Origin of the sequence: Haloarchaeobius ordinarius (genome assembly GCF_051801355.1) — an archaeon.
Lineage (GTDB): Archaea > Halobacteriota > Halobacteria > Halobacteriales > Natrialbaceae > Haloarchaeobius.
Window position 1 is genome coordinate 742082 of sequence record NZ_CP196560.1, and the last position, 25316, is coordinate 767397.

General features: G+C 65.4%; 24 protein-coding genes and 1 pseudogene. 13 read left to right on the forward strand and 12 right to left on the reverse strand.

The window, feature by feature from the left end; all coding sequences use genetic code 11:
• Nucleotides 1-2: 2 nt before the first annotated feature.
• From ACSC1R_RS03865 to ahaH, 6 genes are all read right to left on the reverse strand, one after another.
• Entirely contained in the window at nt 3-326 is a 324-nt protein-coding gene (locus ACSC1R_RS03865) for a V-type ATP synthase subunit F (protein WP_439027757.1), read from the reverse strand.
• Nucleotides 323-1384 carry a V-type ATP synthase subunit C gene (locus tag ACSC1R_RS03870; RefSeq protein ID WP_439027758.1) on the reverse strand — a complete coding sequence of 354 codons (1062 nt, stop codon included), beginning with the start codon at nt 1382-1384 and terminating at the stop codon, nt 323-325. Before ACSC1R_RS03870 ends, ACSC1R_RS03865 begins: the two co-directional genes overlap by 4 nt.
• Nucleotides 1381-1965: a V-type ATP synthase subunit E gene (locus ACSC1R_RS03875; protein ID WP_439027759.1), complete on the reverse strand. Its 585-nt coding sequence runs from the start codon at nt 1963-1965 to the stop codon at nt 1381-1383. Before ACSC1R_RS03875 ends, ACSC1R_RS03870 begins: the two co-directional genes overlap by 4 nt.
• 21 nt (nt 1966-1986) lie before the next feature.
• Nucleotides 1987-2259: a hypothetical protein gene (locus ACSC1R_RS03880; RefSeq protein ID WP_439027760.1), complete on the reverse strand. Its 273-nt coding sequence runs from the start codon at nt 2257-2259 to the stop codon at nt 1987-1989.
• 273 nt (nt 2260-2532) lie between these two features.
• The gene (locus ACSC1R_RS03885; protein ID WP_439027761.1) at nt 2533-4746 is read right to left on the reverse strand and encodes a V-type ATP synthase subunit I; all 2214 of its coding nucleotides are present in this window, start codon (nt 4744-4746) and stop codon (nt 2533-2535) included.
• On the reverse strand, nt 4733-5065 hold the full coding sequence (gene ahaH, locus ACSC1R_RS03890; protein WP_439027762.1) for an ATP synthase archaeal subunit H: 333 nt from the start codon (nt 5063-5065) through the stop codon (nt 4733-4735). The genes ACSC1R_RS03885 and ahaH overlap by 14 nt, the downstream gene beginning before the upstream one ends.
• A gap of 153 nt (nt 5066-5218) precedes the next feature.
• Here ahaH and ACSC1R_RS03895 point away from each other — a divergent pair, with 153 nt between their 5' ends.
• On the forward strand, nt 5219-5923 hold the full coding sequence (locus ACSC1R_RS03895; protein ID WP_439027763.1) for a methyltransferase domain-containing protein: 705 nt from the start codon (nt 5219-5221) through the stop codon (nt 5921-5923).
• A gap of 242 nt (nt 5924-6165) precedes the next feature.
• Here the strand turns inward: ACSC1R_RS03895 and ACSC1R_RS03900 are convergent.
• Together ACSC1R_RS03900 and ACSC1R_RS03905 are read right to left on the reverse strand one after the other, a co-directional pair.
• Nucleotides 6166-6387 (reverse strand): annotated as a pseudogene (locus tag ACSC1R_RS03900) (type IV pilin); the annotation flags it as partial.
• Nucleotides 6388-6426: 39 nt separating this feature from the next.
• The gene (locus tag ACSC1R_RS03905; protein ID WP_439027764.1) at nt 6427-7626 is read right to left on the reverse strand and encodes a DUF7096 domain-containing protein; all 1200 of its coding nucleotides are present in this window, start codon (nt 7624-7626) and stop codon (nt 6427-6429) included.
• 152 nt (nt 7627-7778) lie between these two features.
• Here ACSC1R_RS03905 and ACSC1R_RS03910 point away from each other — a divergent pair, with 152 nt between their 5' ends.
• The 7 genes from ACSC1R_RS03910 to ACSC1R_RS03940 all read left to right on the forward strand — a co-directional run bounded on the left by ACSC1R_RS03910 (nt 7779) and on the right by ACSC1R_RS03940 (nt 18334).
• Entirely contained in the window at nt 7779-9116 is a 1338-nt protein-coding gene (locus tag ACSC1R_RS03910; protein ID WP_439027765.1) for a helix-turn-helix transcriptional regulator, read from the forward strand.
• A gap of 79 nt (nt 9117-9195) precedes the next feature.
• Nucleotides 9196-9996 (forward strand): electron transfer flavoprotein subunit beta/FixA family protein, encoded by an 801-nt coding sequence (locus tag ACSC1R_RS03915; protein WP_439027766.1) that lies wholly within the window; start codon nt 9196-9198, stop codon nt 9994-9996.
• On the forward strand, nt 9993-10949 hold the full coding sequence (locus ACSC1R_RS03920) for an electron transfer flavoprotein subunit alpha/FixB family protein (RefSeq protein ID WP_439027767.1): 957 nt from the start codon (nt 9993-9995) through the stop codon (nt 10947-10949). The genes ACSC1R_RS03915 and ACSC1R_RS03920 overlap by 4 nt, the downstream gene beginning before the upstream one ends.
• A 252-nt stretch (nt 10950-11201) precedes the next feature.
• Nucleotides 11202-12320, forward strand: a complete 1119-nt coding sequence (locus ACSC1R_RS03925; RefSeq protein WP_439027768.1) for a BMP family lipoprotein — start codon at nt 11202-11204, stop codon at nt 12318-12320.
• 1 nt (nt 12321) lies between these two features.
• Nucleotides 12322-14754, forward strand: coding sequence for a methyl-accepting chemotaxis protein (locus tag ACSC1R_RS03930; protein ID WP_439027769.1), 2433 nt, complete (start codon nt 12322-12324; stop codon nt 14752-14754).
• A gap of 202 nt (nt 14755-14956) precedes the next feature.
• The gene (locus ACSC1R_RS03935; RefSeq protein WP_439027770.1) at nt 14957-17359 is read left to right on the forward strand and encodes a methyl-accepting chemotaxis protein; all 2403 of its coding nucleotides are present in this window, start codon (nt 14957-14959) and stop codon (nt 17357-17359) included.
• A gap of 132 nt (nt 17360-17491) precedes the next feature.
• The gene (locus ACSC1R_RS03940; RefSeq protein WP_439027771.1) at nt 17492-18334 is read left to right on the forward strand and encodes a polyprenyl synthetase family protein; all 843 of its coding nucleotides are present in this window, start codon (nt 17492-17494) and stop codon (nt 18332-18334) included.
• Between the two features lie 226 nt (nt 18335-18560).
• Here ACSC1R_RS03940 and ACSC1R_RS03945 read toward each other — a convergent pair whose 3' ends face one another.
• Both ACSC1R_RS03945 and ACSC1R_RS03950 read right to left on the reverse strand, forming a co-directional pair.
• Nucleotides 18561-19661 carry a DUF373 family protein gene (locus ACSC1R_RS03945; RefSeq protein WP_439027772.1) on the reverse strand — a complete coding sequence of 367 codons (1101 nt, stop codon included), beginning with the start codon at nt 19659-19661 and terminating at the stop codon, nt 18561-18563.
• 26 nt (nt 19662-19687) lie between these two features.
• Nucleotides 19688-20548 (reverse strand): N-acyl homoserine lactonase family protein, encoded by an 861-nt coding sequence (locus tag ACSC1R_RS03950; protein WP_439027773.1) that lies wholly within the window; start codon nt 20546-20548, stop codon nt 19688-19690.
• Between the two features lie 118 nt (nt 20549-20666).
• On the opposite strand from ACSC1R_RS03950, the gene ACSC1R_RS03955 reads away from it, so the two are divergent.
• Both ACSC1R_RS03955 and ACSC1R_RS03960 read left to right on the forward strand, forming a co-directional pair.
• A complete protein-coding gene (locus tag ACSC1R_RS03955; protein ID WP_439027774.1) occupies nt 20667-21458 on the forward strand; it encodes a YqcI/YcgG family protein in 792 nt (263 codons plus the stop codon).
• Nucleotides 21455-21994, forward strand: a complete 540-nt coding sequence (locus ACSC1R_RS03960) for a cysteine hydrolase family protein (protein WP_439027775.1) — start codon at nt 21455-21457, stop codon at nt 21992-21994. The genes ACSC1R_RS03955 and ACSC1R_RS03960 overlap by 4 nt, the downstream gene beginning before the upstream one ends.
• Here the strand turns inward: ACSC1R_RS03960 and ACSC1R_RS03965 are convergent.
• Nucleotides 21986-22495: a phosphate-starvation-inducible PsiE family protein gene (locus tag ACSC1R_RS03965; protein ID WP_439027776.1), complete on the reverse strand. Its 510-nt coding sequence runs from the start codon at nt 22493-22495 to the stop codon at nt 21986-21988. The two genes, ACSC1R_RS03960 and ACSC1R_RS03965, sit on opposite strands and share 9 nt — an antisense overlap.
• Nucleotides 22496-22660: 165 nt before the next feature.
• On the opposite strand from ACSC1R_RS03965, the gene ACSC1R_RS03970 reads away from it, so the two are divergent.
• Nucleotides 22661-23656 carry a radical SAM protein gene (locus tag ACSC1R_RS03970; RefSeq protein ID WP_439027777.1) on the forward strand — a complete coding sequence of 332 codons (996 nt, stop codon included), beginning with the start codon at nt 22661-22663 and terminating at the stop codon, nt 23654-23656.
• Between the two features lie 74 nt (nt 23657-23730).
• A complete protein-coding gene (locus ACSC1R_RS03975; protein ID WP_439027778.1) occupies nt 23731-23901 on the forward strand; it encodes a hypothetical protein in 171 nt (56 codons plus the stop codon).
• A 32-nt stretch (nt 23902-23933) separates the two neighbouring features.
• On the opposite strand, the gene ACSC1R_RS03980 is transcribed toward ACSC1R_RS03975, so the two are convergent.
• Entirely contained in the window at nt 23934-24617 is a 684-nt protein-coding gene (locus ACSC1R_RS03980; protein ID WP_439027779.1) for a hypothetical protein, read from the reverse strand.
• Between the two features lie 161 nt (nt 24618-24778).
• On the opposite strand from ACSC1R_RS03980, the gene ACSC1R_RS03985 reads away from it, so the two are divergent.
• Entirely contained in the window at nt 24779-25231 is a 453-nt protein-coding gene (locus tag ACSC1R_RS03985; RefSeq protein WP_439027780.1) for a TRAM domain-containing protein, read from the forward strand.
• Nucleotides 25232-25316: the final 85 nt, after the last annotated feature.

Genomic DNA, 25316 nt, shown 5'->3' on the forward strand with positions numbered 1-25316 from the left:
ATTTAGTCTTCGTCCATCAGGTCGATGCCGATGGCTCGTTTGATCTGGTCGCGCAGTCCGCTGCTTCCCGCGTCGCCACCCAACGTGACGAACACCGGTTCGACGCTGGTCTCGACTATCTTGCGCGGTTCGCGCGAGAGGTAGTCGAGGTCGTCGGCGTGGATGACGACGATACCGACGCCGTCGTCCTCGGCGACACGGCGCACGGCGTCGTCGAGTTCGTCCGCCTTCTCCTCGTCGGGGACGTTCTCGAACGCGCGCACGCCAGCCAGCCGGAACCCGGTGGTGAAGTCCGGACTGCCGATGACAGCTATTTCCTGGCTCATATTGTGACCAGCTCCGCTTCGATCTCTTCTTCGCTCAGTCCCGCCTCCTTGCCACGCGCGATGGCGCGGATGTTGTCTATCTCACGCTCCTTCGCGATGAGGTACGCGAGGACCGGACAGATAGAGAGCGGGAACACGTGCGAAAGGTGGTCCGCGTACTCCTGCAGGGCCGCGTCGAGCGCGTGCTCGAAACCGATGAGGCTCTCCACGTCTTCGAGTTCGGAGAGTGCGGCCGAGAGGTCGTTGCCGTACGCGCTGTCGCGAATGCGTGCGACGAGCTCGTCGGTGTTGCCGACCAGTTGCGTGAGTTCTGTGGCGTCGAACAACCGCCCACCCTCGATGAAGTACTCCGAGGGGTCGAGGTCCGAACCACTGCGTGCGAGACGCAGCGCGTTCCGGACGTTACGGAAGTCGATCTCCGCCTGCAGGAACTCCAGGTACAGCGCGCCGGGGCTGTCGACGTCTTCGGTCGAACCGACCTCGTCGAGCAGGTGCTCGTAGAACGCGCGGTCGACAGCGTTCTCGAGCGGGACGAGCACGTTCGACTCCTGGTACTCCTCGAACGCCGCCTCGAGGCCGGGGCCGAAGATGGTGCCTTCCAGCAGCTCCACGGCGTCCTCGATGGACTGCGATTCGAGGAGTCGCTGCAGGAACCGCTCGTCGAACTCGCCGGCACGGATGAGGTCAGGTTCGACCTCGTCGGCCGCCGTCTCGGCGTACAGGCCGCGCAGGACCGTCTTGACGTTCCACGCGTCGAACTTGCGCAGGTACGCCGCGATCTGGTTGTAGATGCGACCGTTCGCCCATTCGAGCACGTCCTCGAAGTTCTTCGCGAGGTTGCGGTTGAGCGCGTACTCGATGAGGTCGACCCCGCTGTGACGCGAGCCGAGCGCGTTCATCTCGGCCTCGTACTCGGTCTCCTCCATGTAGCGGGCGATTTCGCCCGGCCCCATGCGTACGAGCTTCCGGTAGTCCTCGTCACCGAACAGCTTCGCTCGACGTGCCCTGACGCGGGCGTTGACGTATTCTGGATTCGAACCGCGGTCGCTCTTGCTCATTGCTCGTCGAACAGCCGGGAGCTGATTTCTCGCAGGTTGTCCTCCCAGACGTCTTCGAGCACCGAGTCGAACGTGTTGTTGACCCGGAGGCGGCTCTCCTCGCTCTCGACGACGACGCCGCCGAGGCAGTCGTACTCGCCAGCGTACTCGTAGCCGTCGTAATCGGCGAGGATGTCCCCGAGCAGGTCCTCGTCGTCGGCACGACCGTAGACGAGTGCGCTGTCCACGTCGTCGAACTCGCCCGCGGCTGCGTCGAGCAGTGTACGGGTGAGCTCCACGCGCTCGTCACCGTCGAGGTCGACGATGGCGGACTCGACGTCCTCGCGAACCTGTTCCAGCACGTCGCGTCGTGCTTCGAGGCGCATCTGCTTGGCCTCGAGTTTGGCGCTCGAAAGCTGCTGCTCGCGCTCCTGTTCTACCTTTCGTTCGGCCGCGCGCTCTGCTTCTTCGAGCGTCTCCTCGGCGTCGGCTTCGGCTTCCGAGATGATCTCCTCGGCCTCCGCCTCTGCGTCCTCGCGGATTTCCTCCGCACGCGCGCGGGCTTCGTCTCGTATGTCCTCAACGACTGTTTCCAAACTCATTGTAAGAAAGTGGGGAGCGGTTTAGACGAAGAGCGCGACCAGCGCGAAGATCACCAGCGTCTCGGGCAGGACCGTCAGGACGATCCCGATACCGGTAGAGATGGAGTCTTCGGCGAGTGCGCCGACTGCTGCGGCACCGATACCGCGCTCTGCGTATCCTGCACCGATTGCGGCCAGCCCGATACCGAGAGCTGCACCGGAGTCAGCGGGAATCGCAGGCTCGTTGCCCTGCAGGGCGATGTCTGTTACGTTGTTCAGTGCGGTCATTCCGACGTCGGCGAGAGCTTCGAACATGTTTACGTATACCTCGTGGTTTGTAACCGGACAATCGCTAATCACCGCACTGGCTTCATAAAACTTCCCAAAAGAAACCGCCGATTCTGCCGGTATAACAGCTAAATGGCGGGGTCCAAGGGGTTTATACTTTCGATTGTCTCCGGATTTCCTGCCAGTCACCGTAGAATAACGTGACAGACCGTGATGTTTTCTCTGCAGAACCGTGAGGGGTCCCAGACGGGCAGGGAGAAGTCTCTCCAGACCGGTGAGAGAAACGAGAACGAGCCGAGGTCAGTCCTCGGTGGTGTAGGTGCGCTCGTAGCCGAACGGCTCGAACACGCGACCGCCGCCCTCGTAGAACTTGTCGAAGAACTCGACGTACTCGAGACGAACCCCCTGCAGTCCTGCGCTCGTCACACCGAGCAGCAGGACGACGAGGTGGCCGACGACGAGGATGAGGACGCCAGCGAGCGCCATCCCGATGCCACCGTGCATCAGCCCACCGAACATGACTTCGGTGACCTCGTGGCCGTGGTACGTCCCGACCTCGAGCATGTGCTTGGGGTCGTGGGTCGTCCCGAAGTGCCACTCTGCACCCTTCTCGGTCTCGACGACGTACACCCCGAAGAAGAGCAGGTTGACGACGAACGCCATCCCTGCCTTCGCCAGGATGACTGCCCCGATACGCAGGTAGGACAGGACGTTGACGAGCACGTTGACGGACTCCAGGGCACCGACGAGGATACCGAAGCCGCCCATGTGCTGGACCTCACCGTAGACCATCACGACCAGGCCGATGACGAACAGCCCCAGGCCGAGGCTACCGACCGCCGGTGAGAACCCGGTGAATCCGAGGTCGTAGACGGCCTTCGAGCCGCCGAACGACTGGAACAGGAAGTCAGGCTTCAGGCCCTCTGCCTGCGTGCTGAAGATCCACATCCAGACCCCGAACATCATGGTCGCCCACGAGCCGTTCTCGATGAACGCCTCGGCGGCACCGTGGTCGAGGTCGTTGATGAACCCGAACACGTACCCCACCGTCAGGTGGAGCAGGCCGAGCAGCATGCTCACGACGAGCCAGGTCTGGCCGTACGCCAGGTACTTCGGCTGGAGACCCTTGTGCATCGGCGGGCTGCCGCCGAACAGGACCTCACCCAGTACGTGCAGTCCGAATATCTCGCCGTACAGGATACCGAACAGCATGGTGAACCCACCGGCCCACAGGCCGATGCCACCGAGTGCTTTCAGCACGTCGCTGTCGGTCCGCGTGTACAGCAGGAAGCCGACCGCGGTGTAGATGAGACCGTACCCGAGGTCGCCCAGCATGAACCCGTAGAACAGCGGGAACGTCAGCAGCAGGACGATGGTCGGGTCGAGTTCCGTGTACTTCGGTCGGTTGACCATCTCGATGAGGAACTCGAAGGGTTCTGCGGCCTTGTTGTTCTGCTGGACGGTCGGCGGCGCGTCGCCCATCGTGACGACGCCACCGTCGGCGGCTGCCTCCGTTCCGCTGGAGGTCCCGTGGGACTCCCCCGGTATCTCCGAGGAGCCGACCGCGTGGCCCTCGTGGTAATCGGCGCGTTCGATCTCCTGGACCTCGGCGTGGTCGCCGACGGCGGCGTCGAGTTCGCGCGTGAGGGTGACGACCTCGTCGGTCGGGAGCCAGCCTTCGGCGACGAAAGCGTTCTCCGTCGTCGCGAACTGGAGCGGTGCTTCGGATTTCTGGACGTCGATGGACAACCGTTCCTCGGCCGCCAGCAGGAAGCCAGCAGCGTCGAGGCGGAGGTCGTCTATCTCGTCTTCGACCGTCGTGTACTTCGACTCGAGCTGTTGCTTGCGGTGACGCAGTTGTTCGATGTACTCGCTCGGGTCACCCTCACCGTCGGGAATCTCCTGACGGGTGAAGTTCGCACTGACGAGCAGGTCGTCGAGAACGCTCTCCCGAGCGTTCGACTCTGGGTACGCGAAGACGGCGACGAGGGAGCCGCCTCCAGTCTCGACGTCGAACGAACGAATCGCTTTCGACCCGCTCAGCTCTGCGCGCACGGCCTCGACGTCGCCCTCACCGACTGCGACCTGCAGCGAGTCGTAGCCCGTGAGCAGGTGCAGCGGGATTCCGAGTTCCGCGAACGGCGCGAGCGAACTGATCTCCTCGTCGAGCTCGCGCAGCTCTGCTTCGAGCTCGTTCCGGCGGTCATCCAGACGGTTCGCCTCCTGGCGAACCTCTTCGAGTTCTTCCTCCAGCGCATCGTCCGTGACGATGCGACTCGGGCCGGCGTGTTCGGCCTCGACACCGAGGATGCTCTTGATGGAGCGGACGGTGACGAGCTTCTCTGAGGCGTCTTCGGCACCCTCGACCGGGTTCCCGTTGGAGAACCCGTCCCAGGAGCCGTCGTAGTCGCTCAGGTGAACCAGGCGGAGGTCGTGTACCGTCTCGATGACGTCGTCCATGACGGACTTCGAGCCCGTCACGGACACCTTACTCATTTGCTCAGGTCTGAGCATGTACCTCCTCCGTGAATGTTTCGAGGACGTATTCGACGACCTCGCTCGTGCGTCCCTCGGCGCGGGTACGGAGTTCCTCGCGCTCCGCCTCTCCCTTCTCGAGGATTTGCTCGCGTTCTTTCGCTATCTCTTCGCGAGCGTCCTCCAGTCGGTTCGACTCGAGCTCTCGTGCCTCGTCCTCCGCCTCCTGGCGGATTTCTTCGGCACGGTCCCGGGCCTCGGCGATGCGCTCGTCGCGGTCGGCTTCTGCCTCGGCGACGATGTCGTCGGCCTCCGTCTCGGCCGTCTGAATTCGTTCGAGAACCTCTGGCCTCGGCATGGCTTGAACACGCGTGAGTTTACATAGCGGCTATAAGGTAGTTGCGAAAGGTGCTGGATCGCCGTTTCACCCGACAGCAGGGGTCAATCACGAACGTTCACACACGATTCAATCGCGACAGAACTATGGCGGGACGTTCCCAAACCCCGGCCAATGGGAATCCTCGAAAACAAGGCTCGTGCACGCCTGTTCTACAAGTATCTCTCGAAGGTGTACGATACCATCAACCCGTTCATCTGGAACGAAGAGATGCGGACGGACGCCATCGGGATGCTCGACATCGACCCCGACGACCGGGTGCTCGACGTCGGCTGCGGGACCGGGTTCGCCACCGAGGGACTGCTCGGCCACGAGAACGTCGACGAGGTCTGGGCCCTCGACCAGAGCCCACACCAGTTGCAGAAAGCGTACGCCAAGTTCGGCAAGCGCGGTCCGGTCCACTTCCACATGGGCGACGCCGAACGGCTCCCGTTCGCGACCGATAGTTTCGACGTCATCTGGTCGTCCGGCTCTATCGAGTACTGGCCGAACCCGGTCCGCGCGCTGCGCGAGTTCCGCCGCGTCGTCAAGCCCGGCGGGCAGGTTCTCGTCGTCGGCCCGAACTACCCGAAGACGACAGTGATGCAGAAGGTCGCCGACGCCATCATGCTGTTCTACGACGAGGAAGAGGCCGACCGGATGTTCCAGCAGGCCGGCTTCGAGGACATCCAGCACCGGCTGATGGGGCCGTCGTACGACCCTGACGTCGCCATCACGACAGTGGCCCGCGCCCCGGCGACGGACGGCGACGACGTCGACGCGACGGCCGAGGCCACCGACGCCGTCGAAGACGACGCCGGTGCGGAAGCCGAAGCCTGAGTTCGCGCGACCGTCTCGACCCGACCCACGACCAGCTCCTCACTGTAGAACGTCACCACCACGCGCGAGTCTGCCGAGAGCGTCGGCCGGTTCGTCCCCGCGACCCTGACGCTCGCGGTCTCTCCTGCCGTCCACGTCGCGTCTGTTGCACTGTTGAACGGGCCGGTCGGCCCCGGCGCGAACCCGCGTGCAGAGAAGAACGGGACGGGCGGCTGGTAGGCGAGTCGCTCGCCGTCGACCTCGACCACCACCCGAAGGGTTCGGACGTCGACTGTCTCACCGCCGGCATGTGTCACGGTGATTCGACCGGTGTCGGCGTTCGCAGTCGCCGTGAACCTCGCTCGCGGAGACTCGGTCGGTGGTGTCTCGAAGACCCCGACGACGACGACACTCGCCAGAACGACTGTCACTGCGAGCAAGAGCGCGGTACCGACGACGGGTGTGACTGCACGAGTGGAGTGCACGCTGACACTGGCCGCGGCTTCGCGTAAAAAGGACCGGGCTCAGGAGGAGACGGTGACGTTGATGGGGCCCTGTGGCAGTTCGACGGTGACCTCGTAGGTCCCCGATGGTTGGACGTACCAGTGGACACCGTCCTCGTCGGTCTGTCCGACGACCGTCCCGTCGACCAGCACCGGAGCCACGACCGGTTCGTCGGTGAGGACGTTCCGCACTTCGAGACGTGCCGGGCCACCGTTGGCCGTCTCGTTGATGGTGAACTCGACGCCGTACTCGGTCACGTTGGTGCTCTCGCTGACGGGGAGTTTCGACACCTGCAGTTGCTGGTACTCCCGGTACACCTTCCGTTGCGAGCCGTCGACGTAGATGCGGATCGCACCCTGGTCGAGCGGGCTCTCGTAGAACCAGCTGCCGCGCTTGAACTCCCAGATGTTGACCCCCGAACTCTCGCGCACGTACGGGTAGCGACTCTCGGTGTACTCGAGGAACTCGGTCCGGTTGTCGAAACCGTCGGCCGTGTCGACGTCCCAGTGGTCGAGCCTGACCGCCTCGCGGTAGTACTCGAGGTCGGATGCGGACTGCGAGAGGACCTGGAGGACGACACCGTTCTCCGACCCCTGAACGTGGACTCGAACCGTGCCCTGCCGGTCTCCAGTCATCGTCTGGAACAGGAGCGAGCGGGTCGGTGTACTGTACTCGTTTGCCTGTCTGGTGAGGTAGCCGAGTGAGGCACCCGTCGAGCGTTCGAGTCTGTCGATGGTAGCCTTTGCTTGTTCGGCGCGATACCCCACCATCGCGAGTCGTTTCAGGAGTTCTCGTTCGGTGAGGTCACCGGCGCCGTAAGCTTCGATTGCCTGTCGTTCCTGCTGCTGTAAGGTGTCGATTCTCGCCGACATCTCGTCGACTGCCGTCTCGACGAGCGCCTGTCGTGCCTCGTCCGAGGACGCAGCGCTCAGACGGACCGAGAGCAGTTCGAGGCCGTATCCGCTGTCGATGCTCTCGCGGTTCATCGCCACTGCCGCACCGAAATCGAGGGCCGGCGTCGCGTAGTCCTGGGACGCGACGGTGCCGAGTTCGAGTCGGCGTGTCGTCTCGTCCGAGACGGTGAGGTCGCTCACCGCGGCAGCCGCCGGGGGGGTTCGGTCGGCAGAAGGGGTTGCGGGGACCGCCGGTGCACTGGCCGCCGTCCCGACAGGTGAGAGGACGAGGAGTGCCAGTAAGGCGACACACGTGAAACGTCTCATTATCCGCTCATACTGGGCGACGATACAAAAACCGGTCGACGTGACCCGAGCGCCGTCGAAAGGCGACGAGAGGCGACAAGACATTTCAAAACGGCATCTCATGTTTTATCTCGATGGAAAGCGTTTTTTCCATGCGGCATGGACGCACCTGTATGCGGTCTCTCTCGGTCCTCGCAGCCGCCCTCCTCGTGCTCGCGCTCTGTACGGGTGTGAGCACCGGCGTGCCCAGCGGTGCCCACGCGAGCACGTCGGCCGCGCCCTCGGCCGGCTTCGCCACCCAACCCTCGTTCGAGCCAGCGGACCCGGCGACGGTCATCGAGATAAACGTGACACGGTCGGGAGACGCACACGTGTCAGTCTCCTATCGATACGTCCTCGAGGGAGAGAACGAGACCACCGCCTTCAGGCAGTACGGTCGCGCCGTGTCGAAGGGACAGGAACAGGTCCCGTTCTCGGCAGAACTGTTCCAGCAGTTCGCCAGCCAGGCATCGACGTGGACGGGGCGCGAGATGCGGATACAGGACACGTCGTGGCAGTCCCCGGTCGTGGACGACCCAGTCTCGACGGCCACGACCACCACGACGGCGACCGCGACGGCTACGGCGACCGACGATACCGAGGAGACCAGAATCGGCGTCCTCACGTACACGTTCACGTGGACGAACTTCGCCGAGAAACGAGGAAACGAGGTCGTCGTCCGCGACGTCTTCGGAACCGAGAACGAGACGTGGTTCCCGAAACTGTACGACGGGCAGCGCCTCGTCATCAACGAACCGGAGAACTACGCCATCATCGACTCGCCCGCGGACAAGGGTCCACAGAACAGTTCGCTCATCTGGGACGGTCCCGAGACGTTCCCACCGGGGTACATCGAGGCGGTGTACGTTCCCAGAGTCGACCCGACACCGCCCACGACGACCGGGACGACCCCTCCGGGGCCGAACGAGGAGGGCGGGTTCCCGTTCGCCATCCTCGGCTTCGGTCTCCTCGTCGTCCTCGTCGGTGCCGGAAGCTACCTGTTCGCGCGGTGGCAGACGGAGCGCGAGACGTCGGGACCCACCCCCACACCGAACGGTGGTCACCAGACGGCGACGGTAGACGACGCGACCACCGAGACTGCTGCCCTCGACGAGGACACCGAATCCGTCACCACCGACCACGGCGCGGGTGACGGAGCGGAGACGCCCACGGAGACGGCGGAAGAAGCGGTGTCGGACGACGAAGCCACGAAGGAGGAAGCAGACGACGACATCGACCCCATCGACGTGGAACTCCTCTCCGACGAAGAGCGCGTCCTGCGACTCCTCAGGGGCAACAACGGACGGATGAAGCAGGCGAACATCGTCAAGGAGACTGGCTGGTCGAACGCGAAGGTCTCGCAGTTGCTGTCGGGGATGGACGACGACGGCGAGATAGAGAAACTCCGCATCGGTCGGGAGAACCTCATCACGCTCCCTGGAGAGAGCATCGGCGACTTCGACGACTCCTGAGTTCGACCCAGAGAAACGATTCTCACACGAACCCGCGTTTCGTAACCATTTACGTAGGTGCCGGCATAACCTGCCTTTGATGAAGGTTCTCGTCACCGTCAAGGAGGTGGCCGCCGTCGAGGACGAATTCCAGATCGATGGCACGTCCATCGACGAGACGTACCTCGAATACGACCTCAACGAGTGGGACGACTACGCGGTCGAAGAAGCCGTTCAACTGCAAGAGAACGGCATCGCCGACGAAGTCGTCGCCGTGACCATCGGACCAGAGCGGTCCGAGGAGACCATCCGCATGGCCCTCGCGAAGGGTGCGGACCGTGCGATTCGCGTGTGGGACGAAGCCATCGAGGGGACCGACCTGCTCGACGTCGGTGCGAAGACACGCATCCTCTCGGCGGTCGTCGCCGAGGAGGAGCCGGACCTGGTCCTCAGTGGTGTCCAGGCCGACGACGACGGCTTCGGTGCGACCGGCGTCTCCCTCGCCGACGAGATCGGCTACGAGTGGGCTGCGGTCGTCAACGACCTCGACCACGACGCGCTCGAATCCGAGAACATCGCGAAGGTCCACCGCGAACTGGAGGGTGGCGTCGAGGAGCTGACCGACGTGGAGCTCCCTGCCGTGCTCACCATCCAGACCGGTATCAACGAGCCGCGCTACGCCAGCCTGCGCGGCATCCGGATGGCACAGCGCAAGGAGATCGCCCCGAAGACGCTCGGCGACCTCGGCCTCGACGCCGACGCCGTCGCCAACGAACTCGAACTCACCGACATGTACGAACCCGAGTCCGAAGGGGACGCCACGTACTTCGAGGGCGGCCCGGAGGAAGAAGCCGCACAACTTGCTGACCTCCTGCGGGAGAAGGGGGTGGGTGCGCAATGACGGACATCCTCGCTATCGCCGAGCACCGCCGCGGGGAACTTCGCGACGTGAGCTTCGAACTCGTCACGGCCGGCCGTGAACTCGCCGACGCGACCGGTGGCGACCTCCACGTCGCCGTCATCTCGGGTGACCTCGACGACTTCGCAGAGCAACTCAACGTCGCCGGCGTCGACACCATCCACACCGTCTCCAACGGAGAGGAGTTCAACCACGACGTGTACGCCCAGGCCGTCGAGCAGCTCTACGACGCCCTCGGGCCGCAGGTCCTGCTCATGCCGAACTCGGTGAACGGGCTCGACTACGCGCCCGCTGTCGCGAACCGCCTCGACTTGCCCTACGTCAGTGACGTGGTCGCCATGGAACTCGACGGTGACTCGCTGTCGGCCACGCGCGAGATGTACGGTGGGAAAGTCGAGACGAAGACCCAGCTCTCCGCAGAGCACGTCGCGGTCTCCATCCGGAGTGCCGAGTGGCCGACGACCGAAGACACCGGCGACGCCACCGTAGAGTCCTTCGACGTCGACCTCGACGAGGATCTGGTCCGCTCGACGGTCACCGGCTTCGAAGAGGTCGGTTCCGGCGACGTCGACATCAGTGAGGCAGACGTCCTCGTGAGCATCGGCCGTGGTATCGAAGAAGAGGACAACCTCGACCTCATCTTCGACCTCGCGGAGGCGCTCGACGCGACGGTCTCCTCGTCGCGGCCCATCGTGGACGCTGGCTGGCTCCCGAAGAACCGCCAGGTCGGCCAGTCCGGCAAGGTCGTCACGCCCGACGTGTACATCGCCATCGGTATCTCTGGCGCAGTCCAGCACGTCGCCGGCATGAAGGGTGCCGAGACCATCGTCGCCATCAACACCGACCCGAACGCACCGATTTACGACATCGCGGACTACGGTATCGTCGACGACCTGTTCGAAGTGGTTCCGGCGCTGACCGAGCAGTTCTCGTAACGCCTCACAGTCCACCCAGCCTTTTTTGGTGGCAGTCGTCCCGTGAGATGGCGGACACGCACCACGTAGCGTAGCCGACGACCGGCGGGTCACGAAGAGACAGATTCGAGACAAACCAGAGAACAGTTCGGCAGTTGGTACCACAGGCCACAGGACCCGATTCGATAGCAGAAGGGTGTGAAACACACCCATATGTGAGACTCGGCAAATCGGCAAGTAAATATAAGTCGACAAGGTGGTTCCTGACGACTAATGGATAGAACGACGACCCGGCGCACGGTGCTGGCTGGTGCTGGCGGTGGCATCACGTCGGCACTCGCCGGGTGCACGTCGGTCGTCCCTGGGATGGGGGACGACGGCGACGACGGTGGTGAAGCGACGACGACACGACGATTCGACCAGAGCGAGACGTTCATCGGGATGCTCTATGCGACCGGTGGCCTGGGCGACGACTCGTTCAACGACATGGCCAACCGTGGGGTCAAGCTGGCACGCGTTCGCCACGGCATCGAGTACAAGAACGCGGTCCCGAAGAACGTCGACGAGATACAGACGCTGCAGGCCGAGTACGCAGAGTCGACACAGCCCGAGTTCGACCTGACAGTCTGTGTGGGGTTCCTGCAGATGGAAGGACTCCAGCAGACGGCGGCGGACTACCCGGACCAGCGGTTCATGCTCGTCGACTCGGTCGTCGAGCAGGACAACGTCGCCAACTACGTCTTCAAAGAGCACGAGGGCTCGTTCCAGGTGGGGACGCTGGCTGGCGCACTGACGACGCAGGGCTTCTCTGCGGGTGCCGGACAGACCCGCATCGACCGGAAGACTGTGGGCTTCGTCGGCGGTATCGAGTCGGGGCTCATCAAGAAGTTCGAGGCCGGGTTCGAGGCCGGGGCGAAACACGCCGATTCCGACGTCGAGGTGCTGACCGAGTACATCGGGAGCTTCAGCGACGTCGACGCGGGCCGGACGGCCGCCCAGTCGATGTACGACGAGGGCGCAGACATCGTCTATCACGCGGCCGGTGGGGCCGGACTCGGTGTCTTCCAGGCGGCCCAGGAGAACGGCCGCTTCGCCATCGGCGTGGACGCCGACCAGTCCGAGACGGACCCGCGCTACGCGAACGTCATCCTCGCGAGCATGGTCAAACGCGTCGACACGGCGGTGTTCACCGCCATCCAGAACGTCGACGAGGGCTCGTTCAAGGGCGGGTCCGTCCAGTCGCTCGGACTGGAGGACGATGGCGTGGCGGTGGACTACGGGAACCAGCTCGGCCCACAGATTCCCGAGTCGGCTCGCAGGCAGGTGGCCGACGCCGGCGATGGCATCGTGGCCGGCGACATCGACGTGCCGACGACGCCGGAGGAGGTCTGAGATGGGAGACGATTCTCGCTCCATCGGCGCGATGCTCACACCGGGGTTCATCCGGCGGCGCTACTCGCTCAAGTTCGCGGTCTCGATCCTGCTCGTCGTGGTCGTCATCGGCTCCGTGGGGGCCGTCGGTTACCAGCAGACCAAAGACACGGTCGAGACGAACACCAAGGCACAGCTACAGGAGACGAGTTCGCTCCGGGCGTCCTCGCTCTCTGAGTGGACCGAGAGTATGCGGGTCCAGACGCGCTCGGTGTCTGCCAGCAAGGAGTTGCGGGCCGGTGGCTCGACTGGAGCGGCAGGACGATACCTGCAGTCCCGCGAGTCCCGCCTGTCCGACGACATCCTCGGCATCCACATGGTCAACAGCTCGACCGACGAGGTGATGGCCAGCACCGACCCCATCGCCGGGTTCGACCTCACAGAACTCGGCGTCCCGTGGGCGAACGCGAACCTGACGGGCCAGTCCGCGGAGAAGGCCGACCAGGTCTGGGTGTCCGGTAGCTCCTACGAGTCGCCGTTGACTCCCTACACGCGTGGGAACGTCGTCGCGTTCGCGAGTGCGGTGCCGAACACCGACGACCGCTACGTCGTCGTCGTGACCCGCATCCAGACGCACCTGGAGACCATCAAGGACTCCGAGACGGAGGGCCAGACGCGCATCATCAACGAGAACGGTGGCACCGTGTTGACGCCGGGCGGGTCGGTCGACCAGAACGTCCACGGCGACGGCCTGTCGTCGGCCCGGTCCTCGGGCGGTACGGCGTTTGAGACCGCTAACGGACAGGTCCACGCCTACGCCGCCGTCGACGGGACACAGTGGGTCGCCATCACCAGCGTGGACACGAACGCCGCATTCGCCGTCCGCGACACGGTCGGCCGGAACGTCCTGTTTATCGTCGTGAGCGGGCTGCTCGCGCTCGGGCTCGTCGGCGTCGTTCTGGGTCGCCAGACCGTCACGCCGCTTTCGAAACTGCGCGACCGCGCCAGCCAGATGGAAGACGGCAACCTGAACGTGGACCTGGAGACGGGACGAGTCGACGAGATCGGCCGCCTGTACGACGGGTTCGCCGAGATGCGCGACTCGCTCCGGAACCAGATACAGGAGGCCGAAGCCGCCCGCAGCGAGGCCGAGGCCGCCCGGAACGAGGCGGAGCACCTGAACACCCACCTCGAACGGAAGGCCGACGAGTACTCACAGGTCATGCGGCACTGTGCCGACGGGGACCTGACCCAGCGCATGGACGCCCAGTCCCAGAACGAGGCGATGACCGACATCGCCAACGAGTTCAACGAGATGATCGGCCAGATCGACGAGACCGTCGCCCAGTTGCGCGTGTTCGCGACCTCGGTCGCGAGTGCGTCCGAGGAGGTCACCGCGAGCGCCGAGGAAGTCCAGAGCGCGAGCCAGCAGGTTTCGGGGTCGGTCCAGGAGATCTCCGACGGTGCGGAACGGCAGAACCAGCAGTTCCAGTCCGTCTCCGCCGAGATGGACTCGCTGTCGACGACGACCGAAGAGATCGCGGCATCCTCCAACGAGGTCGCCGACCTGGCCCAGCGGACCGCCGAGACGGGGAGCGCAGGCCGTGAGGCCGCCCAGGAAGCCATCGCCAGCATGGCCGAGATCGAAGACGAGTCCTCCGACGCGGTCCAGGCCATCGCGGACCTCGAAGCCGAGATGGCACAGATCGACGAACTCATCGAGTTCATCACCGACCTCGCGAAGGAGACGAACATGCTCGCGCTGAACGCCAACATCGAGGCGTCCCGCGGGTCGGCCGACGGGAACGGTGGCAGTGGGGACGGCTTCGCGGTCGTCGCCCAGCAGGTCAAAGAACTCGCCGCCGAGACGAAAGACGCCGCCGAGGACATCGAAGCGCGCCTGGAGGGTATCCAGGAGAAGACCGACCGCACCGCCGAGGAGGTCCAGCAAACCTCGAAGCGCGTCTCGGAGAACCGGGTCGCGGTCGAGAACGCAGCGGACGCACTCGAGCAGATCGCCACGTACGCCCAGCAGACCAACGACGGCGTCCAGGAGATATCGGCTGCCTCCGAGGAGCAGGCTGCCACCACCGAGGAGGTCGTCGCGATGGTCGACGAGGCCGCCACCATCTCCGAGGAGACCACCGCCGAGGCCGAGAACGTCGCTGCTGCCGCCGAAGAGCAGACGTCTTCCCTCTCGGAGGTCACCAAGAGCGCATCCAGCCTGGCCCAGCAGGCGTCCCAGCTGAGTCGTGCACTCGACCGGTTCGAGACGGAATCAGACGGTGTGACCGGCGACGGGCCACTCCTCGCCGACCAGCTGTCGACCAGCGCCGACCCAGTCGACGAGGCGGGCGACCAGCCGACGGGGGCTGGGGCGTCCAGTGACGCCGAGGCGAACAGCGCCTTCCAGTTCGAACACCCCGACCAGCCGGAACAGGGCGAAGACGACTGACGGAACAGGCCGCCGTCACGACCGGGTCCCGCACTCGGTCCGCCACGGTGAGCAAGAGCCAGTTTTTCGACCTATCTCAGATGGAACGATTCACGACCGTCAGTATCGGACCGGCCCAGAGAGATAGAATCACGCTTCCTGCTGGCGAAATGTAACCCTCATCGAAGAAAGATACATACGTTTCGAGGAACACCTGCATGTAATGTCAGGTGTGTTGGGACGTATCATGCCGGGGCCAATCCGGCGAAGTTACGCGTTGAAGTTCGCACTCGCGCTGTTCAGTGTGCTCGTCGTCATCGGTGGTGTCGGCGGGTACATCTACCTCGAAACGGGGACGGCGCTCCAGGAGGACACGAGCCGGGAGCTATCGACCAGTGCCGAGATGCAAGCACAGTTCATCGACCAGACGTTGCGCGAGACCCGAACCGCGGTACAGGGTCTGAGTACGTCCGACGCCGTCCAGAGCGATGGCGGCACCGACCAGGTCACCGCGTTGATGCAGAGCGCGGCGTCGGACGAGTACGTCGATTCGATATATTTCGTCAACACTGCGACGGGAGAGATACAACAGCAGGTCGGCAAGGGCACGGGGGCGAGCGGGAACACGCTCTCGGACGGGTTCGCGGCGAAGCTGGACGAGATGGACTCGGCCGCACCCGGGCAGGTCGCGACCAGTGTCCCCTTCAACATCCAGAACTCACAGGTGATGGTCGTCCGTAGTGACGTCCCGAACAGGCCGGACCAGTCGTTCGTCGCGGTGCTCGACATGCAGCTCCTGTCGGTGACGGCACTCCCGCAGGTGAGCTACGGCGAGGTCGTCGTCGTCGACGACTCCGGGACGGTGATGCTGTCGGCCGAACGGTCACAGATTCTACAGAAGGACGTCGTCGACGCCAGTGCACTCGAGAGTGGCGAACACTTCCAGACCCTCGATACAGAGGCAGGTGCGAAAGCCGTCGGCTACCGCGACCTGACGACCGAGGACTGGACCGTCACCCGGCGAGTCCCACAATCGCAGGCGTTCGCGCTTCAGGACTCCATCCTGACCCAGCTGGTCACGATGCTCGGGCTGGCGTTCGGGAGCATCATCCTCATCGGGATGACCATCGGCCGGAACACGGTCAAATCGGTCGCGAACCTGTCGAACAAGGCCGGTGACATCGAAGCGGGCGACCTCCAGACCGAAATCGAGTCGTCTCGCGTCGACGAGATCGGCCAGCTGTACAACTCCATCGACAGCATGCGCGAATCCCTGCAGGAACAGATTGCCGCCGTCCAACAGGCACGGACGGAAGCAGAGCAGGCCCAGGCGGAAGCCGAGCAGATGAACCGCCACCTCGAGCGGAAGGCCGACCAGTACCGCGACGTGATGCAGGCGTGTGCCGCCGGGGACCTCACCCAGCGCATGGACGCCCAGTCCCAGTCCGAGGCGATGGCCGACATCGCCAACGAGTTCAACCGGATGGTCGCGGAACTGGAGGAGACGACCGACCGGGTCAAGACGTTCGCGAGCGACGTGGCGACGGCCTCCGAGGAGGTCACCGCCAGCTCCGAAGAGGTCCGGTCCGCCTCCGAACAGGTGACCGAGTCGGTCCAGGAGATCTCCGACGGAGCAGAGCGCCAGAACCAGAGCCTCCAGTCCGTCAACACGGAGATGGACGCGCTGTCGACCACCACCGAAGAGATCGCCGCGTCCTCCAACGAGGTCGCCGACCTCGCCGAACGCACCGCCCAGACGGGCCGGAGCGGTCGTGACGCCGCACAGGAAGCCATCGAGGGCATGAGTGAGATCAAAGACGAGTCCGAGGAGGCCGTCGACGCCATCGAGGCCCTCGAAGCCGAGATGGAACAGATCGACGAACTCATCGAGTTCATCTCCGGGTTGGCGAAGGAGACGAACATGCTCGCGCTGAACGCCAACATCGAGGCCTCGCGGGGCGCAGCCGCCGGTGACGGTGATGGAGCCGGAGACGGGTTCGCGGTCGTCGCCCAGCAGGTCAAGGAACTGGCACAGGACACCAAGGACACCGCCGAGGACATCGAGAAGCGTCTGGAGACCATCCAGGACCAGACCGACCGCACCGCAGAGGAGGTCCAGCGCACCTCCAGTCGCATCGCCGAGCACGCCGGGTCCGTCCAGGCGGCCGTCGAGGCACTGGACGAGATCGCCGAGTACGCCCAGCAGACCAACGACGGCGTCCAGGAGATCTCCGCCGCGTCCGAACAGCAGGCGGCGTCCACGCAGGAGGTCGTCGCGATGGTCGACGAGGCCGCCACTATCTCCGAGGAGACCACCGCCGAGGCCGAGAACGTCGCCGCCGCCGCCGAGGAACAGACGACCGCACTCACCGAGGTGTCGAACAGTGCGAGCGACCTCGCGGACCAGTCGTCCCGGCTCAGTGAGGCGCTCGACCGGTTCACGACCGACACGGAACGTGTCGAGTCCGAGACGTGGGGCGACGGCGAACAGGTGATGTTCGAGGAGACGGCACCCGAAGAAGCGACTGGCGAGCAGGCGCTCCCGGGCGAGACCCGACCCGAGGATGTAGAGCGCGAATCGGCCGACAGCCAGTCCGACGACAGCTTCGAGTTCGGCGACCACTGAGCGGGACTGCTGTCCCTGTTTTCGGCGACGACCGCCCACCGCCGTTCGGTCGATACGCAGATGGCTTACGGCAGCCCAGCTGACGGAAACGTTCCGTCACCTACTTTTCGGGCCGTTCCTAAGCGGTCGGTGATGGAGTTCCTGGAGCGACGACGTGGGCTGGTCGACGACCGGTTAGAGGAGGTGCTCGACGCCGTCGAGCCCACCGAGTTGGCCGACGAGTTGCGACACGTCTCGCTTTCGGGCGGCAAACGTGTCCGACCGACCGTGACCGTTCTGGCCTGCGAGACGGCCGGTGGCGACGCAGAGGACGCCGTGGACTTCGGCGTCGGTATCGAACTGGTACACAACGCGTCGCTGGTCGTCGACGACATCATCGACCGCTCCGAAATCCGCCGCGGGACCGCTGCGGCGTGGTCGGAGTACGGCTACGGCCCGGCAATCATCGCCTCCGACGGCTTGCTCGGCGAGGCGTTCGCGCTGTTCTCCGCCGAGCCACAGGCGATGCAGATCGTCGCGGAGGCGATGGTCGAACTCGGTGAGGGCGAGGCGACCGAAATCGTCGCCCAGCCGTCGAACGAGCGCGAGTACATGGAACTCGCACGCCGGAAGACGGGGGCGCTGTTCCGCGCGGCCGCCGAACTGGGCGCGGTGGCGGCCGGCGCGGACGGTTACACCATCGAGGCGCTCGGTGAGTACGCAGAGCGCGTCGGTATCGCCTTCCAGATACGCGACGACGTGCTCGACGCGACCGCGGACGCCGACGACCTCGGGAAGCCGACAGGGCAGGACGCCGAGATGGACCGTCCGTCGGTGGTGCAGGTGACCGACCTCACGCCCGAGGAGGCGAACCAGCGCGCCGAGGCGGAAGCAGAGGCAGCGCTCGACGCGCTGTCGAAAGTGGACACTGGCGATTCGGAAGCCAGCGAGTACCTCCGTGATTTAGCGCGGTTCGTGGTCGTCCGCGAACGCTGAGGCCTGGACCACCCGCAGAAGACAGATAGCCTGTTCTCGACGCCTGACAGTATGTCGACGCACCGCCTCCCGTGGGGACCTTCGTCCCGACCTCCCGATGGTCTCTCGTCTTCGCCAGTGGCCTCGTGCTGGCCGGCACTGCACTCGGCCGGCACGCGCTGGTGCGACGCTCCAGAACACGACGGCCACGCTGGCTGTCGACCCGGTGACGGAGACCGCTTCCTCGTTACCCGGTCTCCGCGTCCGTCTCCGTCCCTTCCGAGAAGTGTGTCTCCGCGATGGCGAACGCGAGCGTGCTGACCAGTCCGAGCAGCGTCCCGCCCGTGAGTACGGCGGCGAGGTTCGAGAGACTCAGCAGTTCGAGGAAGAACGCCGAGACGGCGTGCAACACCGCGCCGATGGCGACCACGTAGAACGGCGCGTTGAGGTAGCGCCACTCCAGGGTGCCCGCGATGTACTCGTCGGTGATCTGGCCGAGACTGGTCGTGACGCCGGCGGCGGCGAACCAGCGGACCGACCCGAACGTCAGCGCCGCGAGCACCTGCGTGGCGGTCAGGGTCGCCGACTGGTCCGCCTGGAAGGCGACGAGGTACTCCGCACCGCTGACGCCGCCGACGACCAGCAAGGCGGCGGCGACGACGTACGAGAGCAGGGTCATCCGACCGGCGTAGAGGCTGTTTCGCACGCGCTCGACGGTCGAGTCGAGTTTGTCACCGAGGCCCAGACCGCGCGAGATGAGGTAGAACCCGAGCAGGGCCGACGCGAGTCCGAGCACGCTCCCGACGGTGACGTCCATGAACGTCGCCGCGATGGCGAGCGGGTACACGAGCAGCAGGATACCGATGGGGACGAGCAGCGTTCCACGGGTTTCGGGGTCGTTCAGCACCTGTTTCATCGTGTAGTACATCGATTCGAGGTCCTGGGCCTGCCGGACGACGACCCGCCGGACCCCGTCGACCTTCACACGCGAGCGAATGACCGGGATGACGGATTCGTCCTGTGCCCCGTCGGTGACGATGAGGGCCGTGACCTCTTCACTCGTGGAGAGCCCCGCGAGCACCTCGTCGACCTCCTCACCGACCTTCCGATTGGCGCTCACGTCGCTCTTCTCGTTGCCGGTGACGGCCGCCACCTCGACCTGCTGGTCGGTGATAGTGTCGAGCAGGTTGATGCCCTGAAAGAGGACGTTCACGTCGGAGTCCTCCGGGTCCGCGGTCGCGAGGGCGACGGCGGCCTCTTCGACGTTCTCTCGGCCGACGACAGGCGTCCGAATCCCTGTCTTGCGACCGATGTCGTCGTCGAGGTCCACGCACAGCACGAGCAGCATTCAGTGCGTGGGTTCGCCGTTGCCGTTCAAGTGCTTTTGGTTGCGGGCACCACCTCGGGTGGGACGCGACAGAACTCCCGTTCGCGCAGCCGGCGCGGGGCGTCCAGGTCGTGCGAGGGCAAGAAGACGGTCGGGCGCTCGGCGGCGAAGCGGAGGATACGTCGCTGGGTCTCGCGGTGGGCGTCACTGTCCATCGCAACCCCGTCGACACGCTGTTCGATGAGGCTCTGCTGGTCGAAGGCGGTGTCGCCCGCGAGGAACAGTTCGCCGTCGCCCGTATCGACGACGACCGAGAGGTGCCCGTGGGTGTGTCCCGGTGTCGGCACGAGGAACACGCCGTGGGCGAGGTGGTGCGACGCAGAGAAAGGGCCGATTTCGGAGCCGTCGAAGGTGACGAGTGTCGGGTCGAAATGTGCCGGTAAGTGGTCCCACAGGGTCCCGTAGCGCGCGCCGCCGGCCATCGCGTCCTCGTACTCCCGCCGCGAGCAGACAACCTCGGCGTCGGGGACGTCGCACAGCCCGTCGACGTGGTCGAAGTGGGCGTGGGTCAGGACGACCGTCGCCACGTCGTCGGGGTCGAATCCCAGTCGCTGGAGCTGTGCGGCGAGTTCGTCCTCCGGGCCCACGTCGACCTGGAACTGCCAGCGGTAGAACCAGCGCGCCAGCGGCGGGTAGTACGTCGACAGGGTGGCCCCGGTTCGGACGCCGGTGTCGACGACGATGGGGCCCTCGGGATGGTCGACGACCCAACCCAGGATGGGTAGCGGGTCGTGGAAGTGTCGGTCGAGCGCCCAGCGCAGGGTCCGCACGGCCCGGGACTGGCCCCGGCCGCGGTAGTGCGCCTCCTTGACGCGAATGGTGCCGAACCGGAGGGGGTGGACGTCCATGAACCCCGTACGCCGCCGGAGAGCAAGAGGTGTTCGTCGGTTCTGCGGGAAGGCCCTGATTTCTCAAGCGTCGAGAACCAACCGTGGCCTACTAAGCGGTGTACTCCAACTCTGGAGTATGAGCCACCGGGCCACTTCGGGGCCGTCGACGCCCCTGACAGGGACCGACGTCACCCGCCTGTTCGACCAGGAGCGACTCCACGAGCGCCTCGACGCGGGCACCCTGCCCGACTGGGCCGTCGAGCACTACGAGGAGTTCCGAAGCGCCCTCCTCGGCGAGCGCAACGACACGCCGTTCCCGTGTTACTTCGGCGTCGACTCCGAGGAGAAGGGCTGGGCGCTGTACACGTTCGTCCCGGGCCTCGACGACGAGTCGCTGCTGCGGTTCCGTGACGTGATGCTGGCGTTTCTGAACACGTACGAACACCACTCGCCGCGGACCTCGCTGGTCGCGTTCTTCCAGCACGACGGGACCGGCCTCTCCGAGGACGAGTGGTACGAGCGCTACTGGAACGTCCTGCAGTTCCTGCACGACAACGACCCCGAGCCCTGGCCCGAGGAGTTCCCGACCGACCCGGACCACCACCAGTTCGAGTTCTGCTTCGGCGGGCACCCCATCTTCCCGACGGTTCGTGCCCCGAGCTACGAGCAGCGCCACAGCCGGCACAACCCGCACGGACTGGAGGTGACGGTCCAGCCACGGGCCGTGTTCGAGGGTGTCACCGGCGACACCGCGGCCGGCCAGCGGGCCCGCGAGATAATCCAGGGTCGCCTGGACGACTACGACGCGGTCTGCCCGCACGCCCACCTCGGCGAGTGGGAGGACGACACGAGCCACGAGTGGAAGCAGTACATGCTCCCGGACGGTGAGGAAGAACTCGAAGACTGCCCGCTGGAGGTCCGGGTGTGAGCGACGTTCTGTTACTGATAGACGCCCAGTGCGGCTTCGACGACCCCGGCTGGGGAGAGGAGCGTTCGACGCCAGCGGCCGAAGAGAACATGGCGCGGCTGCTGGCGGCCTGGCGCGAGCGTGGCTGGCCGGTCGCGCACGCGAAACACGACTCGACCGAGGCGGACTCGCCGCTGCGGCCCGACTCGCCCGGGAACGAGTTCAAGCAGGGTCTGGAGCCCGCGGGCGACGAGCCGGTGTTCGCGAAGACCGTCAACAGCGCCTTCATCGGGACCGACCTCGAATCGTGGCTTCGCGAGACGCCACACGACCGGCTGGTGGTCTGCGGGCTCACCACGGACCACTGCGTCTCCACGACGACCCGGATGGCCGAAAATCTGGGATTCGACCCCGTGCTGGTCTCGGACGCCACCGCGACCTTCGACCGCGAGGTCCCCGGCGGCGGCCACCTCTCCGCCGAGGAGAACCACCGGGCCGCACTGGCACACCTCTCCGGCGAGTTCGCGACCGTCGTGACGACCGACGAGTTAGTCTGACGCCTCTGCCTCGGCGGTCGACGCAGCTGCCCTGTCTCCCGCGGTCCGTTCGATGTACAGCAACACCCCGAGTCCGAGCAAGACCACGGTGTAGGCCCCTGCGGTCAGGAGCGCCTCGGTCTTGCTCGGGTAGACGTCGGTGCGGAAGACGATTATCTTCCGGACCATCGCGATGACGCCGGTGTAGAGGACGATACGGACGATTTCGGTCGTCTGTGACTTCTGGGCGTACGCCAGCACCGTCTGGTACACCTCCACGATGATGAACAGCAACAGCGCCGTGTCGATGAAGCCGACCACGACCAGTGGGTCGGTGATGTCACCGCTTCCGACCGCGCCGGCGATCTGCATCCCGAGGTCGAGCACCCCGACGGCGAACAGGAACACCATCACGACCGCGGCGACGAACTCGATGGCCTGCATGATGACCTCCGTCAGTTCGACCCCGCGGTCGAGGGTGAAACGGGGGCGCTCGGACGGGCGCGGCAGGTCGATTGCCATACCGTGCTAGAGGGAGGCTAGCACGAAGAAGGGGCGGAAGCCTCATCGGGCGAGGTGGTCGAGAGCCCCGGCGGCACCCGTCGCGAACGTGCCATGCACCCCCGAGCCACGCCGCCTCCATTTCGCACGCTTTTTCCCGCTCGGGCCGGTTATCCTGTACAACGAATGATCTCCAAGGGCTGTGAGCAGTGCGCGGCAGGCGGAAAGATGGTCATGTTCGTCTACGGCTACTGTGACCAGCGCGACTGCTTCTACTGCCCGCTCGGCGAGAACCGCAAGAACGTCACGGACGTGTACGCCAACGAGCGACTCGTCGAGTCCGACGAGGACGTCATCACGGAGGCCAGGCGCATGGACGCGCTGGGTACCTCCATCACCGGAGGCGAACCACAGGAAGCCCTCGACCGGACCTGTCACTACCTCTCCCTGCTGAAAGACGAGTTCGGCGAGGACCACCACACCCACCTGTACACCGGCATCACGGGCGGGCGCGAGAACATGCGCCGCCTCTCGGAAGCCGGGCTGGACGAGATTCGCTTCCACCCGCCGCTGGAGCTGTGGGGCGACATGCACGGGACCGAGTGGGAGGAGATTCTGTACATCGCCCGCGAGGAGGGCCTGACCCCCGCCTTCGAGATTCCGGGCATCCGCCCCGAGGAGGAGTTCCTGGAGTTCCTCGACGAGGGTGCCGCCGAGTTCTGCAACATCAACGAGTTCGAGATGAGCCAGGGCAACTACCGCCGCATGCAGGAGGAGGGCTTCGAGCTCAAGGAGGGCCACATGTCCGCGGTCGACGGCTCCCGCGAGGCCATCCTCGACGTGATGGGCGACCACGAGCGCGTCTACTTCTGTACGAGCGTCTTCAAGGACGCCGCCCAGCACCGCCGCCGCCTCAAGCGCATGGCGCGGAACGTCCGGCGCGAGTTCGACGACGTGAGCGACGACGGTACCCTGGTGTACGGCAAGACCTACACCGACCCCGAGGTGTTCGAGGCCCTGGGGGTCCCCGAGGAGTTCTACACCGTCAAGCAGAACCACGTCGAGGTCGCGTGGTGGCTGCTCGAGGAGATGATAGAAGAGGGCGACGTCGAGGACGGCGAGATCGTCGAGCAGTACCCGACCTACGACGGGCAGGTCGTCGAACGGACGCCGCTGGCCTGAGAGCCAGTCGAACGACGTGCTGACCAGATCGCACGACGACAACGCTTTTCAGCGCACCGGCGGTTCGATTCACCATGGCCAGTGACGCCTACAGGCTGGGGCTGTTACTCGTCGTCTTCGGTGGCTTCCTGCTGACCAGCGGGTCCGGCAGCTTTCCCGACGCCATCGGGCTCGCGGCGATGCTGTTCGGGCTAGCGTTCGGGGTCGGTGGACTCGTGCAATCGCGGGCGGACGGCGCCGAGTGACCGGACCCGCGATTCGACACCGACGAGCAGGGCTAGCTCACGCCCGGCGGAACCGCCGCGACCCGCGCCGCGACGACACCACCGAAACCGACCGTGAGCACCGCGGCCAGGGTCGCTGTCGGGGACGCCGCGACGCCGAACCCAAGCCCTCCGACGACCACGGCGGCCAGCACTGTCGACCCGAGTACCGCCCGGGTCGGCAGCCGGTCGCTCGTCAGGTGGTCGTAGGTCCCGAGAGCGGGGAAGAACGCGAGGAGTGCAGTCAGGTCACCGAGCCAGGGCTGGCCGAGCGCGAGCCCGCCAGCGACCGCGGCGACCCCGAGGAGTGTCCCTGTGAGGAGCGTCGGGATTGGCGGTGGCGAAACCGCGTCGAAGGCGACCGCATAGACCGCCGCCGGAACCGCGACGCCGAGACCGACGAACAGGCCGAGCAGAGCGTCGCCGCCGAGGAGGCCCACCGCGACACAGCCAATGCCGACGGCGGCGGCCACGGCCAGCACGGGCCGGGGCGGGATGGTGTCGTCGGGGTCCTCCGCGTGGGCGACGGTGTACGCCGCGAAGGGGTAGAACAGGACCGCTGCGACGCCGACGTACCCGAGCAGGGACGCCGGCGTGGAGAACAGGTCGGCGTCGTCGACGAGGACGGGAAAGACGAGCCACGTCGTCGCGAACAGGACGCCGACGACGATGGCGGCTTCGGGGACCCGGCGGGTCATACTGGCACTCCGAGCGGGAGCGGTGAAACAGTGTCGCTCGCGGGCACCCGGTCGAGAGACCATGCCAGGTGTCGCCTACCCTCATACCACGCGGAGCGTGACAGTTCGGCTGATTCCGGGAAGGCGCAAGCGTTTAGACGCCTGCCTCGTTAGTCGACTCCATGTCGGACTGTCCACTCGCGGACGACTGCCCCAGATTCGAGGAACGTATCGCAGGAATGGGCTGTGCCCACTACGGGGACCGCGGGGGGATGGAGTGGTGCAAGAACTACGACCAGCCGATATCCGACCTGAAGACCCAGCCGGTCAAACCCGGCGAGGAGCACGTCATCGACGTCACGGACATCCACGAGTCCGGGGCCGGTATCGGACGCACCGACGAGGGGTTCATCATCTTCGTCGACGGGGTTCTCCCGGAAGCCCGTGCCAGGGTCGAGATAACCAAGGTGTACAACAACCACGCCCAGGCCGAGGAGGTCGAACGCCTCCCGATGGAGGACGACGACGAAGACGACGAAGAGGAGGAACAAGCGGCGTCGAAGGGCAAGAGAAAGCAAAGCGGCCGCGCATCCCGCGAACGCCTCGGTAGCCGCGACAACTTCTGGGGCAAGTAACGCGCCAGACCACCCCGGAACCACCCTCGGACAGTCCACCGTTTCTCACCGACCCTTTTTCGCGTGGCGGTCCCTACGCCGCCAC

Excerpts from the sequence above, each read along its gene's own strand:
- ACSC1R_RS03985 (WP_439027780.1), top strand. The coding sequence starts at position 24,779 with ATGTCGGACTGTCCACTCGCGGACGACTGCCCCAGATTCGAGGAACGT.
- ACSC1R_RS03930 (WP_439027769.1), top strand. The coding sequence starts at position 12,322 with ATGGGAGACGATTCTCGCTCCATCGGCGCGATGCTCACACCGGGGTTC.
- ACSC1R_RS03910 (WP_439027765.1), top strand. The coding sequence starts at position 7,779 with ATGCGGTCTCTCTCGGTCCTCGCAGCCGCCCTCCTCGTGCTCGCGCTC.
- ACSC1R_RS03875 (WP_439027759.1), bottom strand. The coding sequence starts at position 1,965 with ATGAGTTTGGAAACAGTCGTTGAGGACATACGAGACGAAGCCCGCGCG.
- ACSC1R_RS03955 (WP_439027774.1), top strand. The coding sequence starts at position 20,667 with ATGAGCCACCGGGCCACTTCGGGGCCGTCGACGCCCCTGACAGGGACC.
- ACSC1R_RS03945 (WP_439027772.1), bottom strand. The coding sequence starts at position 19,661 with ATGCTGCTCGTGCTGTGCGTGGACCTCGACGACGACATCGGTCGCAAG.
- ACSC1R_RS03935 (WP_439027770.1), top strand. The coding sequence starts at position 14,957 with ATGTCAGGTGTGTTGGGACGTATCATGCCGGGGCCAATCCGGCGAAGT.
- ACSC1R_RS03895 (WP_439027763.1), top strand. The coding sequence starts at position 5,219 with ATGGGAATCCTCGAAAACAAGGCTCGTGCACGCCTGTTCTACAAGTAT.
- ACSC1R_RS03940 (WP_439027771.1), top strand. The coding sequence starts at position 17,492 with ATGGAGTTCCTGGAGCGACGACGTGGGCTGGTCGACGACCGGTTAGAG.
- ahaH (WP_439027762.1), bottom strand. The coding sequence starts at position 5,065 with ATGCCGAGGCCAGAGGTTCTCGAACGAATTCAGACGGCCGAGACGGAG.
- ACSC1R_RS03975 (WP_439027778.1), top strand. The coding sequence starts at position 23,731 with ATGGCCAGTGACGCCTACAGGCTGGGGCTGTTACTCGTCGTCTTCGGT.
- ACSC1R_RS03905 (WP_439027764.1), bottom strand. The coding sequence starts at position 7,626 with ATGAGACGTTTCACGTGTGTCGCCTTACTGGCACTCCTCGTCCTCTCA.
- ACSC1R_RS03885 (WP_439027761.1), bottom strand. The coding sequence starts at position 4,746 with ATGCTCAGACCTGAGCAAATGAGTAAGGTGTCCGTGACGGGCTCGAAG.
- ACSC1R_RS03925 (WP_439027768.1), top strand. The coding sequence starts at position 11,202 with ATGGATAGAACGACGACCCGGCGCACGGTGCTGGCTGGTGCTGGCGGT.
- ACSC1R_RS03870 (WP_439027758.1), bottom strand. The coding sequence starts at position 1,384 with ATGAGCAAGAGCGACCGCGGTTCGAATCCAGAATACGTCAACGCCCGC.
- ACSC1R_RS03880 (WP_439027760.1), bottom strand. The coding sequence starts at position 2,259 with ATGTTCGAAGCTCTCGCCGACGTCGGAATGACCGCACTGAACAACGTA.
- ACSC1R_RS03965 (WP_439027776.1), bottom strand. The coding sequence starts at position 22,495 with ATGGCAATCGACCTGCCGCGCCCGTCCGAGCGCCCCCGTTTCACCCTC.
- ACSC1R_RS03950 (WP_439027773.1), bottom strand. The coding sequence starts at position 20,548 with ATGGACGTCCACCCCCTCCGGTTCGGCACCATTCGCGTCAAGGAGGCG.
- ACSC1R_RS03920 (WP_439027767.1), top strand. The coding sequence starts at position 9,993 with ATGACGGACATCCTCGCTATCGCCGAGCACCGCCGCGGGGAACTTCGC.
- ACSC1R_RS03970 (WP_439027777.1), top strand. The coding sequence starts at position 22,661 with ATGATCTCCAAGGGCTGTGAGCAGTGCGCGGCAGGCGGAAAGATGGTC.
- ACSC1R_RS03865 (WP_439027757.1), bottom strand. The coding sequence starts at position 326 with ATGAGCCAGGAAATAGCTGTCATCGGCAGTCCGGACTTCACCACCGGG.
- ACSC1R_RS03915 (WP_439027766.1), top strand. The coding sequence starts at position 9,196 with ATGAAGGTTCTCGTCACCGTCAAGGAGGTGGCCGCCGTCGAGGACGAA.
- ACSC1R_RS03980 (WP_439027779.1), bottom strand. The coding sequence starts at position 24,617 with ATGACCCGCCGGGTCCCCGAAGCCGCCATCGTCGTCGGCGTCCTGTTC.